Source organism: Brevibacillus sp. AG162, assembly GCF_006715575.1.
Lineage (GTDB): Bacteria > Bacillota > Bacilli > Brevibacillales > Brevibacillaceae > Brevibacillus > Brevibacillus brevis.
In genome coordinates this window covers 406,523-422,414 of sequence record NZ_VFNO01000003.1, presented here as the reverse complement: position 1 = coordinate 422,414, position 15,892 = coordinate 406,523, and the positions used below count along the sequence as shown (strand labels likewise).

Below are 15,892 nucleotides of genomic sequence, written 5' to 3'. Positions count from 1 at the left end.
GTATTATGCCTACAGGTTCAAATCAGTCAGGCACTTTCACGATTTTCCACAGAAAAAAAGCCGAGCTTTCCCGAAATGGAAAAGTCAGCTTCTCCCTACTCCGATATAGTGAAAGCCTGCTTCCTTCACCTCCTGGTTCGGCCAGGCATTTCGTCCGTCTACCAAGAGCGGCTGCGTCATGCTTTGATGAACCTGTTTCCAATCCAGTTGGACACACTGTTCCCATTCTGTGACCAATAATGCGGCGTGTGCTCCCTCGCATGCTTCTGCCGCGGATTGCGTGTATGTGACCTGCGGAAACTGCTTGCTGACACTAGGTACTCCAATCGGATCGAACGCCTTCACGGAAGCACCTCTTTGCAGGAGTGCTTCTATCAATTTGAGCGATGGCGCTTCGCGGATGTCATCCGTATCCGGTTTAAACGTCAACCCCAAAACGGCAATTTCTTTGCCTTTTAGATCAGGGAGTTGCAAGCACAACTGCTCCATAAACCAGGCAGGCTGCGTAGCATTCACCTCTCGCACTTTATCCAAAATGCTTAAGTGAATATTGTGCTCAGCTGCGAGCTGCAATAACGCAATCGTATCCTTCGGAAAACAGGAGCCGCCATATCCTACTCCTGCCCGTAAAAATTGCGGTCCGATTCGGCTGTCCAGTCCCATTCCCCGCGAGATCGTCACGATATCCGTCCCGAGCGCGGTACTTAACCGTGCTAGCTCATTCATGAAGGAAATTCGGGTGGCCAAAAATGCATTCGAAGCGTATTTGATCAGCTCAGCGTTTGCTCTGGTCGTGATTACTCGCGGTGCCTTCACACCGTTGTACAGCTCCTCCATGCGCGCCGCTGCCTGAGGATTATCTACGCCAATGACGATTCGCGAAGGCTCCAATGCGTCCAATAATGCACTCCCTTCCCGTAAAAACTCCGGGTTGGACGCAACAGATACTCCTTGGCAGCCAGCCAGCATCCCCGCTACTTTTTCGCCAGTTCCGACTGGTACGGTACTCTTGATTACCACGATGCGTTCTTGCGGTGCGAGCGAATGGACCTTTTCAATGTCTGAAACAGCCCCGAGTAAATACGTTAAATCGGCTGTGCCGTCTGCTGCTTCAGGTGTCCCTACACAAATGTAAAAGATCTCTGCGTCCTTTGCCTCTGTCAGATCCGTATAAAAAGCAAGCGCGCCATCATCCAGTACTTTTTTTAATGCCTCATCTAAGCCCGGCTCGTAAATCGGCGAGATCCCTTGGCGCAATTTTTCTACTTTGGATGCAACGAGGTCAATACCAGTTACCTGATGACCGTTCATGGCAAGGGAGACAGCAGTCGTCAAACCTACGTAACCGGTCCCAATAACGGCAACTTTCATTCCTTCACCTCATCATTTTTTCGAGACACGCAAATAGAGCTCTTCTAGCCTCATCCGTTGCTTATGGATATCATGGTTTTTTTCTACTTTCAGTCGAGCCTCCGTCGTGATCTGTGCCCATTCGTGACTTTCTGTTAGTACACGGTTGATCATTTTCCCGAGTGCAGTCGGCGATTTCTCCGGGACAAGATATCCGGTCCTTTTGTTTTCGACCAGCTCAGGAATCCCCGCGTGATAGGTGGAAATGACAGGGCGTCCGCTGGCCATCGCTTCCATAATGACATTGGGAATTCCCTCTTGGTTGCCATTTCTCGCTGTCTTGCATGCGAGGATAAACAAATGGCACTTGGCCAATTCACGCTGGACTTCACGATGTGGCAGTGCACCTTTGAGCACGACTTGTGTGCCTAACCTGTTTTTCTTGATCAGTCGTTTGAGCTTCTTTTTTTCTTCTCCATCGCCGACGATGATTAGCTTCGCCTTGGGATGTTTTTTATGCACCTGGGTAAACGCCTTGATTAACGTATCCATCCCCTTTTTTTCAGTCAGTCTCCCTACACTTAGCAATCGGTACTCCCCATTTTCCACAGGCTGTTGCGGCAGCATCGGAAATTTGCGCAAATCAATTCCTGAACGAATAAGGGTAATTTTAGACGGGGGACAGCCCAGACGAATCAATCGCTTTCTCATGTGATTGCTGACGACTGTAAACGCCTGGCCCTTTCGAAAGAGACGCGTAAGGGACCGTCTGTACACGGGATTTTCTTTTACGCGCTTGGTCGCATCAAAGCCGTGAAAGGAAGTGATCAGGGGAAGCTTGCTTTTTTGTGCATAAGGAAGCAATTCTAATCCAGCAGGACCAAAACGGGCATGCAGGCATTTAATTTTTTTTCGTCGCAGCCAAGTGGAGAGGCCGGCCATATGCTTGCGCACATAGACCGGCGAATAAGGAAATTGTTTTCGGTTAAAGGCTCGCTGTCGGGTCAACACCACGGGTTTGACCACTTGATGTCCTATCAATTGCTCATAAATAAATGTTTCACTCTTGGGAAGAAACTTTCTGCGATAAACGAGGACCCGATGCATGCAACTGGCCTCCTTTATGACGGGAGTTACCCCTTCGATTGCGAACGAATCTCTGCTAATTGATGGCGAAGGCCCTCTTCTAGCGTTACTTTTGGTTTGTATCCCAAGCGTTGTTGGGCAAATTGGATATCCGCACAGGTTCGCAAGGAATCACCTGCTGGCCCATTTTGATACGCAATGCGAGGGGTTAGATTCATTAACGTGCCCATGATGGATAGCACATCGATGAGCTTGATTTCCCGATCTCCACCCACATTAAAAATGTCACCAGGAACGGCATGCTGTGCAGCGAGCAGATTCGCCTCTACCGCGTCTGTTACATACGTAAAGTCTCGTGATTGCTGGCCATCTCCATAGATGATGACCTGCTCGCCTTTCATCATTTGACGAAAAAAGCGATGAAAAGCCATATCGGGACGCTGTCTGGGACCGTATACCGTAAAGTAGCGAAGCATGGTCACCGGGAGTCCATAAGCTTTCACATAAACCGAGCAGATTTGCTCCATCGCTTCCTTGGTCACTCCATAGGGGGAAACTGGGCGAAGAGGCGCATTTTCATTGGTTACGGTCCCTTGCATCGTCCCGTATACCGAAGAGGAGGACGAGACTACGATGACAGGCGGCTTCGGTCTTTGCAAGCAAGCCTCCAGCAATTCTTGTGTAGCCAAAATATTATGGCTAACATAATCGGCAAAGGACTTTCCCCAGCTGTTTCTCACTCCCGGCAAGGCAGCGAGGTGGAAAACAACATCGACGTTCTCGAGCCAAATGTCCCAACGCCCAGTCTGAAGCGTTGTAGAATGGAAGGTGAAGGCAGGATGTTTTCCTATTTCGGCCAGATTACGTAGTTTCGCAGCAACATCGTAGTTATCGATGAACCCGTCTATCCCGATGACTGTCACGCCATCGTTCAACAAGCGCTGCGTCAAATGAGACCCAATAAAACCTGCACAGCCGGTGACAAGAGCTTTCTTCATCGTCTCCGACGCCTCACTTTCTTCAGCCTTCTAATGACTAAATAACCGTTTTTGTAACCATAGATGGCCTTGTACTTCTTGCCCCACCTTTTCAGATAAAATTTGAATGTTTTTTTTCGCAAATAATTTCGGCGGAACTTCATCTTGCTATCCGTGAGCTGACCTTTATGCTTCGTTCGGTTGTAAAGGATTTTGTTGATGTATCTGACCCGATACTTTTCAATTAATCGCAAAATGATTCGCCGGTCCTCCATAATCCTTCCCTCGTACCGATCCGAGGTATCCCAACCACCCACTTGATGCAGTGCATCTACGCGATAACAACGTGGAGAAACCATCCAGCGATTGTACTTCAGAAACTGGTACTTGTTATGAAATGTCTTGTGCGTCACCTTGAACGACTTGGTATACTTTCCGCGCCTAACTTTCCAGATGTTCATGTTGCCATAGAAGAGAGCTGTGCTTTTCTTGCTTTTGTGAATGTACTTTTTGAGCACCGCCAGCGTTCGTTTCGGTAACCAGTCATCGGAGTCGAGTTGTACAAGATAAGGGGTATCTACCATTGACAATGCCTGATTCATGACTTTGCCGATTCCAGAATTTTGTTCCATTCGATGATACATAATGTTTGGGTGGTACATATATTTTTCAATTTTACTTCTGGTTCGATCGGTGGACGCATCGTCAATGATCAACAGCTTCCAATCTTTTGAGGTTTGATTCAAGACACTTTTAATGGCTTTGCGAATAAACTTGGCGCGATTGTAGGTCGGAATGACTACAGTAAAGGTCGGATTCATACGTCCTCCCTCTTAACAGCCGGAATGCAAATGGACGATTTGTCGCTTACAATGAAAACGCCCGTACTGTTAGAAGATTGACCCGTCATCATCGATGAGCGGCCAAAAACGCTGTTTGTTATTTTCCATGCAATGTCATGCAACGAGCAGTTTTCCAGCAAGATACTATTTTCGAGATACGAGCAATTTTTCAAGCTTACGCCATTTTGGATCGAGACGTACGGTCCGATTTGGCAATTTTCAATCACACAATCATCACCAATTAGTACGGGACCCGTAATCTTCGAATTTTTCACAATGGTTCCTTTGCCAATTTGATGTTGATTGCCTAGCTCCCTCGTAAGCATCCACTGGTTGGCCTCCAGCCAGCGATCGATGGTTCCCACATCCGAATACTTTCCGTTGGTGACGGAATGGGCCAATTTGAATCCGCGATTAATCATCGATTGAATCGCATCCGTTATTTCTAGTTCGCCTCTGGGAGATGGCTGCAGGGTAGCAATCGACTCAAAAATAGGTGGCGTAAACAGGTATGCGCCAATCACTGCCAGGTTGCTCTTTGGCTGACGTGGCTTTTCCTCTACAGAGATTAATCGTCCTTTTTGTACTTCTGCAATCCCATAATCCTGTGGTCTCTCCACTTGACTCAGCATCACGACACCGTCAGATTTCCCCTTCGTAAACGCTTTGGTAAGCCCGTGAAGTGAATCCATCAATAAATTATCACCTAGTAGCAAGATAAACGGTTCGTCTTGCAAAAACGGTTGCGCTAGCTGGACAGCATGGGCAATTCCCAGTCTTACCTCCTGCCTGATAAACGTAATGGTAGCCCCGAATTGACTACCATCGCCCACCATGGGAGGAATCTGTGATTGTGAAGGATGTATCACGATGCCAATGTCCTGAATGCCCACTTCACGCAGTTTGCGAATGCAATAGTGTAAGACCGGGTGATTGGCCACAGGGAGGAGGGTTTTCGGTTGCGAATAGGAAAAGGGGTGCAGTCGCGACCCACGTCCAGCACACAAGATTAACCCTTTCACAAGTATCACTCCCCAGTTGTGCTCTGCGATACTTATAAGGTATGCGTATCTGGATAGCTGGACAGGGCAGACGTCCACATCGGCGAAAGAAAAGGCAACCACCTACATCATTTACATCGAATTAACCTGTTTTTAAAAGCTGTTGCTTCTCTTCTCTTCGCGTTGGAACTACGGTTTCAAATACGTTCAGATAGCCTTGCGCAGTTGCATACCATGAAAAAAACTTTGCTCGTTGCAGAGCCTGTTTGCCCATTTCATTCCGGACGGCAGGTGAACTCCACAACAGTTCCCAGACAGCAGGCAATCCTTTTTCCCAATCTTTTGGCGGGATGATAAAGCCACTTTTCTCGTGAGCAACGACTTCACGAATGCCGCCACGTGGAGTGGAAATGACGGGCTTTCCGGAAGCCATTGCCTCTAAATTGACACGGCAAAACGCTTCTTTCCAAACGGACGGTGTCGCTACGACATCCCCAATTTGGTAGTAAAGCGGCATTTTTGCGGATGGTACGAAATTGACGAAACGCACCTTTTCACCCAAAGGCTTCGCAAGGCGCTTGAGCTCGCGAACATACGGATTCAGGCGATTGCTACCGTATCCCGTACCGCCCACAATGACGAGTCTGGCTTTCGGGTCTTGTTTGCTGACCTGGCGAAAGGCTTTGATCAGCACATGGACCCCTTTTCCGCGCATGAGTCTACCGGCATAAAACAAGACGCGATCATCTGGCTTCAATCCTAGTTCTTGACGCATTTTTTTAATCGCGATCTTTGCAACCTGATAAGGCGTGACATCGACTCCCAGGTGAACCGCATGAATTTTATTTGCAGGAATCTTGCACGTCCGAATAAAATGTTGACGTAAAAATTCACTGTTGGTAATAAAACCCGCTGCCAGTCGAACGGCACGCCGCATATTTTCCTTGCTGATGATCGGCTGTGAACCGTACACGTGAGAATGCATATTCACAAAGACTGGGATCTTGGGAAAATGGCGTTTTAATGTGAGAACATAGATCGGTCTGTTTTCCACAAGAATGACATCTGGCTTGTTCTTCTTGATATGGTTAATAATCCGGCGCAAATATGGCTTTGGCCCTTGATACGGGACGCGAATGAACTGCCGGTTTTCTTCCACGGATGAGGTTGGATAGGTCGCACATTGACGAGTGTAGATCGTCACGTTATGCATGGGCTCGATCATCTTTGTGACCTCGTCGATATCGTGTTCGACCGAGCTTCCTTTGACCGGTGGCACAGAAAAGGGACCCGGACTAATAATTGCGATGTTCATTTCGCTCGATCTCCCACTCCTTTTTCAGTGAAAGAACTACTTGATACAAGTACTGCAATTGTTTTGTATGGTGCTCTTCAAGCTTCTCCCATCTTTCTTCCCACGAAGCAAGCGCCTCTCTCAGTTCCATCACTTCTTGCTCAAGCTTGTGAACCTGTTCCACGACTGCCTCGTCGGTCTCTCTCATAATAATTTCAAAGGTAGGCTCCAAGACCAGTTCCTTTGGCTGCTCTGCTGTTGTATTTACGACCAACTCCTGGACGTTTTCCGTTTCTTCCTCTTCCTGTTTTTTATTGGCATTTACGATTGAAATACGTTGAACGGCCTCATCTACGACATAATTTCCTGAAAATACACCTGGTGTCACCCAATGAGACAGATCCCATTTTTTCCGTTTTTCCACAAGTCATCGCCTCCTGAAGCTTGCATCTACGTAATATGTTATGACCGACAAGGAAAATGGGTACGTGTACGGTGACATAGAAAAAACCGCTTGATTTAGATGAAATCAAAGCGGTTGCCCGTGGTCTCTCATATTTGCTTGTCTGCGGAAATTCAAGCTGTAAAGACGCGCTTGTTCTACGGTTGTTATCTGTTGCTTTTGCCATTCGAGCAAGATCCTGTCGATATAGCGGATGTGGAGCTTGCCGACGGTTGCAGCCTCACGCAAAGCGGTCAAAATCAATTCTTCCTGATAGCCATCCTGTTCGGTCCACATATGGATATTCTCCAACTCAAACGGCGCTAGCGGGCGGCCAAATGCCTGCTCAAAACGAGCGTAAATGGCAACAGGTTCCGCATCCAGTGAAACGGCCACTTCCATATAAGGGTCCATGCTTCTCGGGTCTGCTTGCTGCTCCCGCCAGGTCTGGTACAGCTTTTTGTACAACGGGGTCAAATTGTATTGCTCATGACGCATGCCAGTTTGTGGGTCAATAAACTCATCTATCGTAATCCAATCTTCTTTTAATAGCTTTTGAAGAGATTGAATCAATCTCCTGCTGGTCATGGACATGCGTTCCTCCAGCTCTGTTAAGGTCGGGAATCGATTCCCTTCCTGCTGAAAGGATAGCAGATGAATCAGTAGCATCATCTCATCATCAGTCAATGACATACGCTTATACATTTTCAAAAGAAGGTTGGAGACGGATGTTGCTCCTTCTTGCAACAATTGCAATATATGGGAGTCCATAACGCATATTCACCTCTGGGTTGGAATAACAAGGGAGTGCGTAAAACGCGCTGTCAAACAATAGGAACACCCTGCTGCCCTCTCGCAACAGGGTGTAGATCGTTCGTTCACCGATAAAGGAACTCTACGGATAGAGACGATTCAGCATGCGTGGGAATGGAATGGTTTCACGCACATGATCCAGACCACAAATCCATGCAATGGTGCGCTCCAGACCCAAACCGAAGCCTGAGTGTGGAACTGTACCATATTTGCGCAGATCCAAATACCAGCGATAAGCCTCTTCCGAAAGCTCATGCTCAGCAAAACGTTTCTCCAAGAGTTCTGGATCATCAATCCGCTGGCTACCCCCGATGATTTCACCGTAGCCTTCCGGTGCGATCATATCCGCACACAGTACCACTTCCGGACGTTCAGGGTGTGGCTTCATGTAGAAAGCCTTGATTTCGGTAGGATAATGGGTAATGAAAACTGGCTTGTCGAAGTGGTCCGCAATCATCGTCTCATCCGGTGCTCCGAAGTCGTCTCCCCATTTGATCTCGCTACCTTTTTCCTGCAACAGTTTGATCGCATCATCATAAGAGATGCGTGGGAACGATCCCGTTACATTTTGCAGTTTTGTTGTATCGCGCTCCAACGTTTTCAGTTCGCGCTCACAGTTTTTCAATACGGATTGTACCACATGAGAAACAAACGCTTCCTGAATACGCAGATTTTCTTCGTGATCCACGAAAGCCATCTCCGGCTCGATCATCCAGAACTCGATCAAGTGACGACGTGTCTTGGATTTCTCGGCGCGGAAAGTTGGACCGAAAGAGTAAACGCGACCTAACGCCATAGCGGCTGCTTCCATATAAAGCTGGCCGGACTGCGAGAGATACGCATCCTCATCAAAATATTTGGTATGGAACAGATTGGTGGTACCTTCCGCAGAGGTCGGTGTCAGAATCGGTGGATCTACTTTTACGAACCCGTTCTCGTGGAAGAACTCATACATGGCGCGAATCACCTCGGAACGCACAGCCATGACTGCACGCTGACGTGGAGAACGCAACCACAGGTGGCGATGGTCCATGAGGAAGTCAACACCGTGTTCCTTCAAGGAAATCGGATATTCCTGGGCGACCTGAATAATTTCCACACCTGTTACTGTCAGTTCGTAACCGCTTGGTGCGCGGTCATCCGCACGAACTACACCGGTTATGTAAAGTGAGCTTTCTTGTGTGAGCTGCGATGCATTCTCCCACACTTCTTCCGCTACTTCCGCTTTTACTACTACCCCTTGGATGAAGCCAGATCCATCGCGGAGCTGCAAAAATTGAATCTTGCCGCTGCTGCGTTTGTTGTATAACCAGCATCCCAGGCGTACTTCTTGTCCAACATGCTGCCCGATTCGGGCAATCGTCGTCAACATTGAATGATTCCCTCCATTTACCATGCCACGCAAATACAGACTAAGTATACCTAACAATTATACTATTGGGGGTCTGCAAATTCAATGAAAGTCTACCTGCATAATGTTAACCATAAATTAATTATGTAAACTATTGTGCATTTGGGAGACCTGATCTCAACATCGGCCTCCCTGCTTCTGAATCATCCACTCGCCCCATTGTTGTTTCCTACCGAATTATTTATCGTTCTCGATATCGCTATCGTATTCTTCACTACTTTCATAATCTTGCTCGAGATCACTTTCATCCGTGTCTTCTTCATCCATGTCGTGATCCTCCGTGTCATCCTCGTCTGTGTACTCATCTTCCATGTCTTCGTCTTCCATGTCTTCATCATCCGTATCTTCGTCTTCCATGTCCTCATCTTCCACGTCTTCATCATCCGTATCTTCGTCTTCCATGTCTTCATCATCCGTATCTTCGTCTTCCACGTCTTCATCTTCCATGTCCTCATCATCCGTATCTTCATCATCCATGTCTTCCTCTTCAAAGTCGTGATCATCGTCACTTTGATCTTCCTCGACTTCTTCTCCCTCCAGATACCCCTTCTCTGTTGACCATTCCAACATTTCGTGTGGAACATCTACTCCTTTTACTCCAATTCCGATCCAGTGAATCACACCAGTCGCTTCCTGCCCCTCTTGATTGCGAAATACGGTGATGATCGCTGAAGTCCTTTTCGTGTATTTGAGCGATGTATATATCCCCGGTTGATTTGTCATTGCCACCATACAATAATGGGTATCCGCATAAGGCTGTGGCAATCGAACGGTCACATCTGTAGACCTGCCTGTGGCAGAAAGTCTGAATGGGACGAAACCGTATTGTTGCAAGGTTACTCCTATGTGATTATGCGTCTCAATTACCGGAAAGGATAACTTCTCAGGACTAATTGACTCATTCGCAATGTGATGCGTAGTGACAGCTCTGGACGCAATTTTAGAACCGGTCACGGAGTCCTCTGCCAGTTTTTCCTGCGTAATGATCCGGTTTTGCAGATGCTGTTCTGTTATGCTCCTGCTAACAAGATGATTTCCTCTGAGTGTCCCTTCCTTAATGTGAGTTCCATCCAAGCTGCCCTTTATGACATGAGCACCATGAACGGAATGGCTATCCAGCTTGCTCGCATCAATGCTCTGGTCGGCTATTTTATCTCGGGTGACACTGCCGTCCTGTATTTTTTCCTTGGAAATGGAGTTTCCCTGGAGATGGTCCGCATGAATGATGTGACTGTTGAGATGTGTAGACGATATGGCTTTTTCCGCAATTTTTTCCCCCGTGACGGATGATCTGCCCAGATGGCGTGTCTTGATCGCATCTTTGGCTATTTTGGGAGCTGTGATGATGGCATCTCCCAGTTTGCTTGTCGTAATGCTTAGGTCTGAAATTTTGTCTGTGGAAACAGATTCCGGCGCCAATTTTGAGGTGGTCACCAAGTGGTCATGAAGATGCTGCGTCTGGATGATGTACTCGCGTAGATGATTGCCCCCAATGAGTCTGTCAGTCAAATGCTGTTCTTCAATCGATCTCCTTGCCAGCTTTTCTGAGCGAATGGACCCGTCAATCAGATGTCGTGAACTCACGCTCTCATCGAGTAAGTGTTGCTCTCCTACACTCCTGTTCGCCAATTTGTCTGTAGTGACAGCCTTGTCAGCTATCTTGGCTGAGGTTATCTGCTGATCTCCAATTTTTTTAGCCGTCAGCATCCCGTCTTGCAAGTGGCTCGATAGGACACTGCCAGCTTGTAAATGTGTGCTGCCGATTGATTCTTTGGCGAGCTTTTCTGCCGTGACACTGTTGTTGTCCAAATGCTCAGTCAATATTGCATATGGCCCTACTTTATCACTGGTCACTGCTTCTGGATGTAAATGCTGGCTATAAATAGCCTGAAAGGCAATGTGCTGATCCGTGATGCTGCCAACTCTAATGTTGCTGCCATCTATTAGCTCTTCCGTAAGATGATGATGGTAAATGGAGCCTTCACGAATATGCTGAGACTCAATTGAATCTTCGTCTATCTTCGTCGAAGTCACTGCTCCATCGCGTAATTTATCGCCTGTGACAGCTCCATCCTCAATCTTCACGGTGTTGATCACATAATTGGCGAGATTACTTGTTTGAATGGTCCCCATCTTTATTTTTTCCGAAGTAATCGATTGATCCTGGATCAACTCATTCGTGATCGCTTGCTCCTGAATATGCTTGCTCTGGATCGAGTGGTCGGCAAATTTCATGGAGTCGATGGTTTTATCAGCTAACTTCTCGGACGTAATGCTATGGTTGATCAATTTTTGCGCGGAAATCGAATAATCCTGCAAATGCTCTCCGCTTACGATTCCCTGCCCCAGATGATCCCTCTGTACCGCATGCGGTGCGAGTTTGGTGGAAGTTACGCTCTTGTCCGCGAGTTTACTGCTGTCTACAGCATAATCCTTCAAAATCGAATTATCCACGGCGCCTTGCTTAATCTTGGACGCGTCAATGGCACGGTTCGCAATTTTTTCGGTTGTCACCGATTGATCTGTCAAGTCGTCTGTATAGACAAATGATTGGACACGATCATCATTTCGGTCTTTGATGACCTTCGAATAAAAGTTCTGATTGGCAGTTGAGCTTTGTTTGGAGGATACGTTTTGTTTGGAGGATACGTTTTGTTTGGATGATGAATCCTGTTTGGATGGTGAATCCTGTCTGGATGGTGAATCCTGCCTGGATGGTGAATCCTGTCTGGATAGTGAATCCTGTCTGGATAGTGAATCCTGTCTGGATGATGAATCCTGTCTGAAAGACGAGTTCTGTTTGGAGGATAGGTCCTGCTTGGGTACTTTGGGAATCGGTTTTTGTTGCTCTTTCGGTGTGGCAGCAGAGATGGGTGGTATTTTCTGAGTGCTCTCCAAATTACTTTCAAGCAGATTTAATTCGAGGTCTTCCATCCACTCCCGATCGGGTGATGATGTATAAGAGAGCGGTAACTCGTGCATGGTCTGCCTAAAGGTTTTGCTCAGGCTTTTGTTTGTTTTTCGCCGGTTCACATTGGCCATAGGGTCTCCTTGCCTCCTGATTTCATTCCCGTATCACTCTTGTAGGATATTCATCCATTTCCGTATTTGGCACCGTGTCTACAAAATTGTTTCATCCTTATTGGCCTAAGTTTCCAGCAAACGCAAAAAAACCTGCTTCGCCAACACTCTCATTGGCTAACAGGTTCTTTCTCTTCATTTATACAGCAACTTCTTCTTTCGTTTGTGACAAAAGCGTCCTGAATTCATCGCCTTGCAGAACTTCCGCTTCCATCAATGTGTACAAGCCCGTTTGGAATACGGAGTCATACTGTCTCAAAAGATTGCGAGTTTCTACGAGCAATCCTTCCAGCAGACGCTCAACCTCGTCATGAATACGTCTCTTATCCACATATTGCAAATGTACAATCCCTAGGTCGGACATACCGCTTTGAACAATTTCCTGTGCCATTCCCAGCGCTTGCTCGAAGTCATTCTTCGATCCAGTACTGCGCCCACCGTAGTAGATTTCCTCCGCTACGGCTCCCCCAAGGCTAACCATGATTTGCTTTTCCATCGCTTCCTTGGTGTACAGATAGCGGTCTTCCATTGGATTTTGTCGGACGTATCCGAGCGCTTTTCCACGTGGACTCAGCGTGACCTGCGAGACAGAGCCTGGACGCACGACCTCACTGACAATGGCATGGCCCAATTCATGGAGAGCCACACGCTTCTTCTCTTCCTCTGATGCTTGTCGGTCTACCTTTTCACCGAGCATGACCTTGTCCACAGCATAGGCAAAATGCTTCGCAGTGATCTTTTCCTGGCGGTCACGCATGGCGTAAATGGCCGCCTCATTCGCTACACTTTCCAATTGGGCGCCAGAAAAACCGAATGTCTCCTGTGCCACTTTTTCCAGTGTGACGTCCTCGCCTAGCGGTTTATTGGCCGTATGAATGGTCAAAATCTGCTCGCGTGCTGGCTTGTCTGGAAGATCAACGCTGATATGACGGTCAAAACGACCAGGACGCAACAGTGCTGCGTCGAGCATGTCTTTCCGGTTCGTAGCTGCCATGACTAAAATCCGCGGCTTGTCGGTCGTAGCTACACCATCCATCTCCGTCAACAGTTGATTCAAGGTTTGATCGTATTCACGCTGCTGTTGACCGTCCCTTTTCCCACCGACGACATCGATCTCATCGATAAAAATAATCGCGCTGTCTTGCCCATTTTTCTCTGCTAATGCCTTCGCTTCTTGAAACAATTCACGAACGCGTTGTGCACCGACACCCACATACATCTCTACAAACTGCGAACCTGATGCCGCCACAAAGGCAGAATTTGTATAGTTCGCCGCTGCTTTCGCCATCAGTGTCTTACCCGTACCAGGAGGACCTGTCAAAAGAACACCTTTGATGGGGCGAATCCCGTACTGCTCAATTTTGTCCTTGTACACGAGAAAATCAAGCGATTCCTTCAGTTCTTTTTTGGCGCGTTCCTGTCCACCGATATCGGCAAACTGCACGTCCGATTTCGGCAGCTCATGCTTGTTTACTTTTCTTTTCCCACCGAGGGCGACATTCCCGCCTTGTCCATTTTGCTGGCGGATGACCAGAAAGTAAATCGCCCCCAGTACGGCTCCGAACACCAAGAATGGCGTAATGTTTACACCTAGAAAAACAAGAAAAATCAACAGTGCAGGTACGACGCCGATCAGTACTTCCTTACGCACGTGCCGTCACCTCTTTTTCAATCGAACGGGGTATGATGGTGTAAAAATCCTCCGTTCCTTTTTTCAAGTAAACATAAATGTTCTCGTCATCCATCAATGCAGATGCTTCGTCGAGCTGATTCCCTTTTTTCCATTGTTCCACGAGGGCCGGAATGCGGCTATATTCATGCAACTCCACCGCTTCTGTAAACACAAATTGACCGCTCTGCCAGATATCGTTCATCGTCGTCGACTGGTTGTCGATGTCAATGACCACTTCTTTTTCCCCTGCGATCTTTTGTGTTTCCGTTAGCAGATTACGATATTCTGCTGGAAAAGCGTCTGGTTTTGTAACAGTTACATCTATTTGAATTTTATCTTTGCTGATCTCCAAATTGCCCAATGTTGCGGACTGCATCTGTCCTATTTCTGCACGGATTGGCTCCTCAATCTCTATCTTTTGATACAAGAACCATCCGCCGAACAGGAGTGCCAATGTTGCCACCAAAGATAATCCAATTGCGCTCTTTTTCAACTGCACGGCTACTCCCCCCATAAATATCGTTCTCGTTTTCTCTCTATGCAACGTCCCCAGTATATCATATGAGTATATCAATTTCTTATACAGATGTTGGATGGAATGCCAAACAGGCCTTCTCCCATAAGGAAAAGGCCTGTCGTTATGCAAGCGTATTAGGTTGGTGCGAGCACGTATGAGGTTAACAGAGCGCCAGTGAATAGATCATAGTGAATGTAGTGAAAACGACCGTCTTTATCTTTGACAGTAACTTCCCAAAATTTCTTATCGTTTTCAAGACCAGGAACCAAATGCGTGATCTCCGATTGCGGGAATGACTTGTAAACCGCCTCTTCTACATTCTTTTTTGGAACAGCAAGATCCATTCGATCGAAGCTAACTTTCTGATCGGTCATCCAAGCTACAACCGGTGTTCCCGCCTTATTTTTCCCAATGACGACCGCGTAGCTTTCTTTGCCTCGATATTCATCAATGGATTCAATCTCGGTGATTGTCGTGCGTTCGTGGACCCACTGACGAACGGTCTCCTCAAATTGATTGCGCTCTCCTGCTACAGAAGCCGTCAGGTGATAGGCGAACCCAGCCCCCGTAAGTAAAATGACGGCTACAATTGATAGGATAATTCGTACTAACACAGCAAAGTAACTCCTTTACGTGGCTGACATTACAATCGGAATCGAAGCTGGTCTCTCTTCACTCCAACTGCCGTTTGTATTTGCAAATCCAGCTCCAGTTGTCGAAGCTGCCCCGTAGTTGACTCGTACCATAGTTGGTAATTGACTTTCATTCCGTTCGTTACGTTCGCAGTCAAATCGTGAATAGGGAAGGATGGACCTAGCCACATCGATAATAGCGAAGTGACTTCCTCAGGTGGTACCGCAATCCGATATCCACTCCATCCTTGCCCTGCAGTATCTTCAAGGCGTTCAGGACTAACCGATGGCATAACTCCCTTGAGCAATACTGCGTGCTCATACGGGGTGAACATCGCATACGGCAGTGCAGCATGATCCTGTATCTGGCCATCAATTCGCACCGATACGGGCTGCCCATCTTTTCTGGCTATTTCAAGCTGCTGTCCACCGATTTCTCCTGCGAGCTGAAATTGCTCATTTTGATATCGCCCATGCAAGGTCTGATCCTGCATGTATACCAGAAATGAGCGTTCCTCATCCTTCGTGATCTGCTCCAAAAGCTCCGCTACCGTCGTCGTTGTCTGCTCCGTACCTGCTGTTTGTCTGACCCCAGACGCAGTATCTGTGCTGCCTGTATTGGTTGATCGACTTACTATCCCCAATACAATCCCGAGGAGAAATAGACCGAGTAGGATAGGAATGAGCCACCACAGCATTTTGGGCCGGATGTACATGTCGTCCCCCCTGTCCCATTTTTGTCTTTAGCCTATGCTATACGGGAAGGTTTTAGAA

At 47.4% G+C, this 15,892-nt stretch carries 14 protein-coding genes; all 14 read right to left on the bottom strand.

The features are described 5' to 3' along the window. Positions 1-84: 84 nt before the first annotated feature. Complete coding sequence (locus FB479_RS12005; RefSeq protein WP_142065256.1) at positions 85-1,371, bottom strand: UDP-glucose dehydrogenase family protein; 1,287 nt, start codon at positions 1,369-1,371, stop codon at positions 85-87. A 12-nt stretch (positions 1,372-1,383) separates the two neighbouring features. Continuing rightward, a complete protein-coding gene (locus FB479_RS12000) occupies positions 1,384-2,457 on the bottom strand; it encodes a glycosyltransferase (RefSeq protein WP_142065254.1) in 1,074 nt (357 codons plus the stop codon). 26 nt (positions 2,458-2,483) lie between these two features. Then, positions 2,484-3,434, bottom strand: a complete 951-nt coding sequence (locus FB479_RS11995; RefSeq protein ID WP_106653069.1) for an NAD-dependent epimerase/dehydratase family protein — start codon at positions 3,432-3,434, stop codon at positions 2,484-2,486. After that, positions 3,431-4,234: a glycosyltransferase family 2 protein gene (locus FB479_RS11990; protein ID WP_106653068.1), complete on the bottom strand. Its 804-nt coding sequence runs from the start codon at positions 4,232-4,234 to the stop codon at positions 3,431-3,433. The genes FB479_RS11995 and FB479_RS11990 overlap by 4 nt, the downstream gene beginning before the upstream one ends. Next, positions 4,231-5,277 carry a glucose-1-phosphate thymidylyltransferase gene (locus tag FB479_RS11985; RefSeq protein ID WP_047069035.1) on the bottom strand — a complete coding sequence of 349 codons (1,047 nt, stop codon included), beginning with the start codon at positions 5,275-5,277 and terminating at the stop codon, positions 4,231-4,233. Before FB479_RS11985 ends, FB479_RS11990 begins: the two co-directional genes overlap by 4 nt. 121 nt (positions 5,278-5,398) lie before the next feature. Further along, positions 5,399-6,571 (bottom strand): glycosyltransferase family 4 protein, encoded by a 1,173-nt coding sequence (locus FB479_RS11980; RefSeq protein WP_142065252.1) that lies wholly within the window; start codon positions 6,569-6,571, stop codon positions 5,399-5,401. Continuing rightward, positions 6,552-6,974, bottom strand: coding sequence for a hypothetical protein (locus FB479_RS11975; protein WP_106653066.1), 423 nt, complete (start codon positions 6,972-6,974; stop codon positions 6,552-6,554). The genes FB479_RS11980 and FB479_RS11975 overlap by 20 nt, the downstream gene beginning before the upstream one ends. 105 nt (positions 6,975-7,079) lie before the next feature. Then, complete coding sequence (locus FB479_RS11970) at positions 7,080-7,763, bottom strand: DnaD domain-containing protein (protein ID WP_106653065.1); 684 nt, start codon at positions 7,761-7,763, stop codon at positions 7,080-7,082. Between the two features lie 124 nt (positions 7,764-7,887). After that, complete coding sequence (gene asnS, locus FB479_RS11965) at positions 7,888-9,177, bottom strand: asparagine--tRNA ligase (RefSeq protein ID WP_142065250.1); 1,290 nt, start codon at positions 9,175-9,177, stop codon at positions 7,888-7,890. 216 nt (positions 9,178-9,393) lie between these two features. Further along, the gene (locus tag FB479_RS11960) at positions 9,394-12,258 is read right to left on the bottom strand and encodes a WIAG-tail domain (RefSeq protein WP_142065248.1); all 2,865 of its coding nucleotides are present in this window, start codon (positions 12,256-12,258) and stop codon (positions 9,394-9,396) included. A gap of 178 nt (positions 12,259-12,436) precedes the next feature. Next, on the bottom strand, positions 12,437-13,948 hold the full coding sequence (locus tag FB479_RS11955; protein ID WP_106653062.1) for an AAA family ATPase: 1,512 nt from the start codon (positions 13,946-13,948) through the stop codon (positions 12,437-12,439). Beyond that, positions 13,941-14,468, bottom strand: a complete 528-nt coding sequence (locus FB479_RS11950) for a hypothetical protein (protein ID WP_142065246.1) — start codon at positions 14,466-14,468, stop codon at positions 13,941-13,943. Before FB479_RS11950 ends, FB479_RS11955 begins: the two co-directional genes overlap by 8 nt. Before the next feature lie 152 nt (positions 14,469-14,620). Next, a complete protein-coding gene (locus FB479_RS11945; RefSeq protein WP_142065244.1) occupies positions 14,621-15,100 on the bottom strand; it encodes a cell wall elongation regulator TseB-like domain-containing protein in 480 nt (159 codons plus the stop codon). Between the two features lie 29 nt (positions 15,101-15,129). Further along, the gene (locus FB479_RS11940) at positions 15,130-15,834 is read right to left on the bottom strand and encodes a hypothetical protein (RefSeq protein WP_142065242.1); all 705 of its coding nucleotides are present in this window, start codon (positions 15,832-15,834) and stop codon (positions 15,130-15,132) included. Between the last annotated feature and the right edge of the window lie 58 nt (positions 15,835-15,892).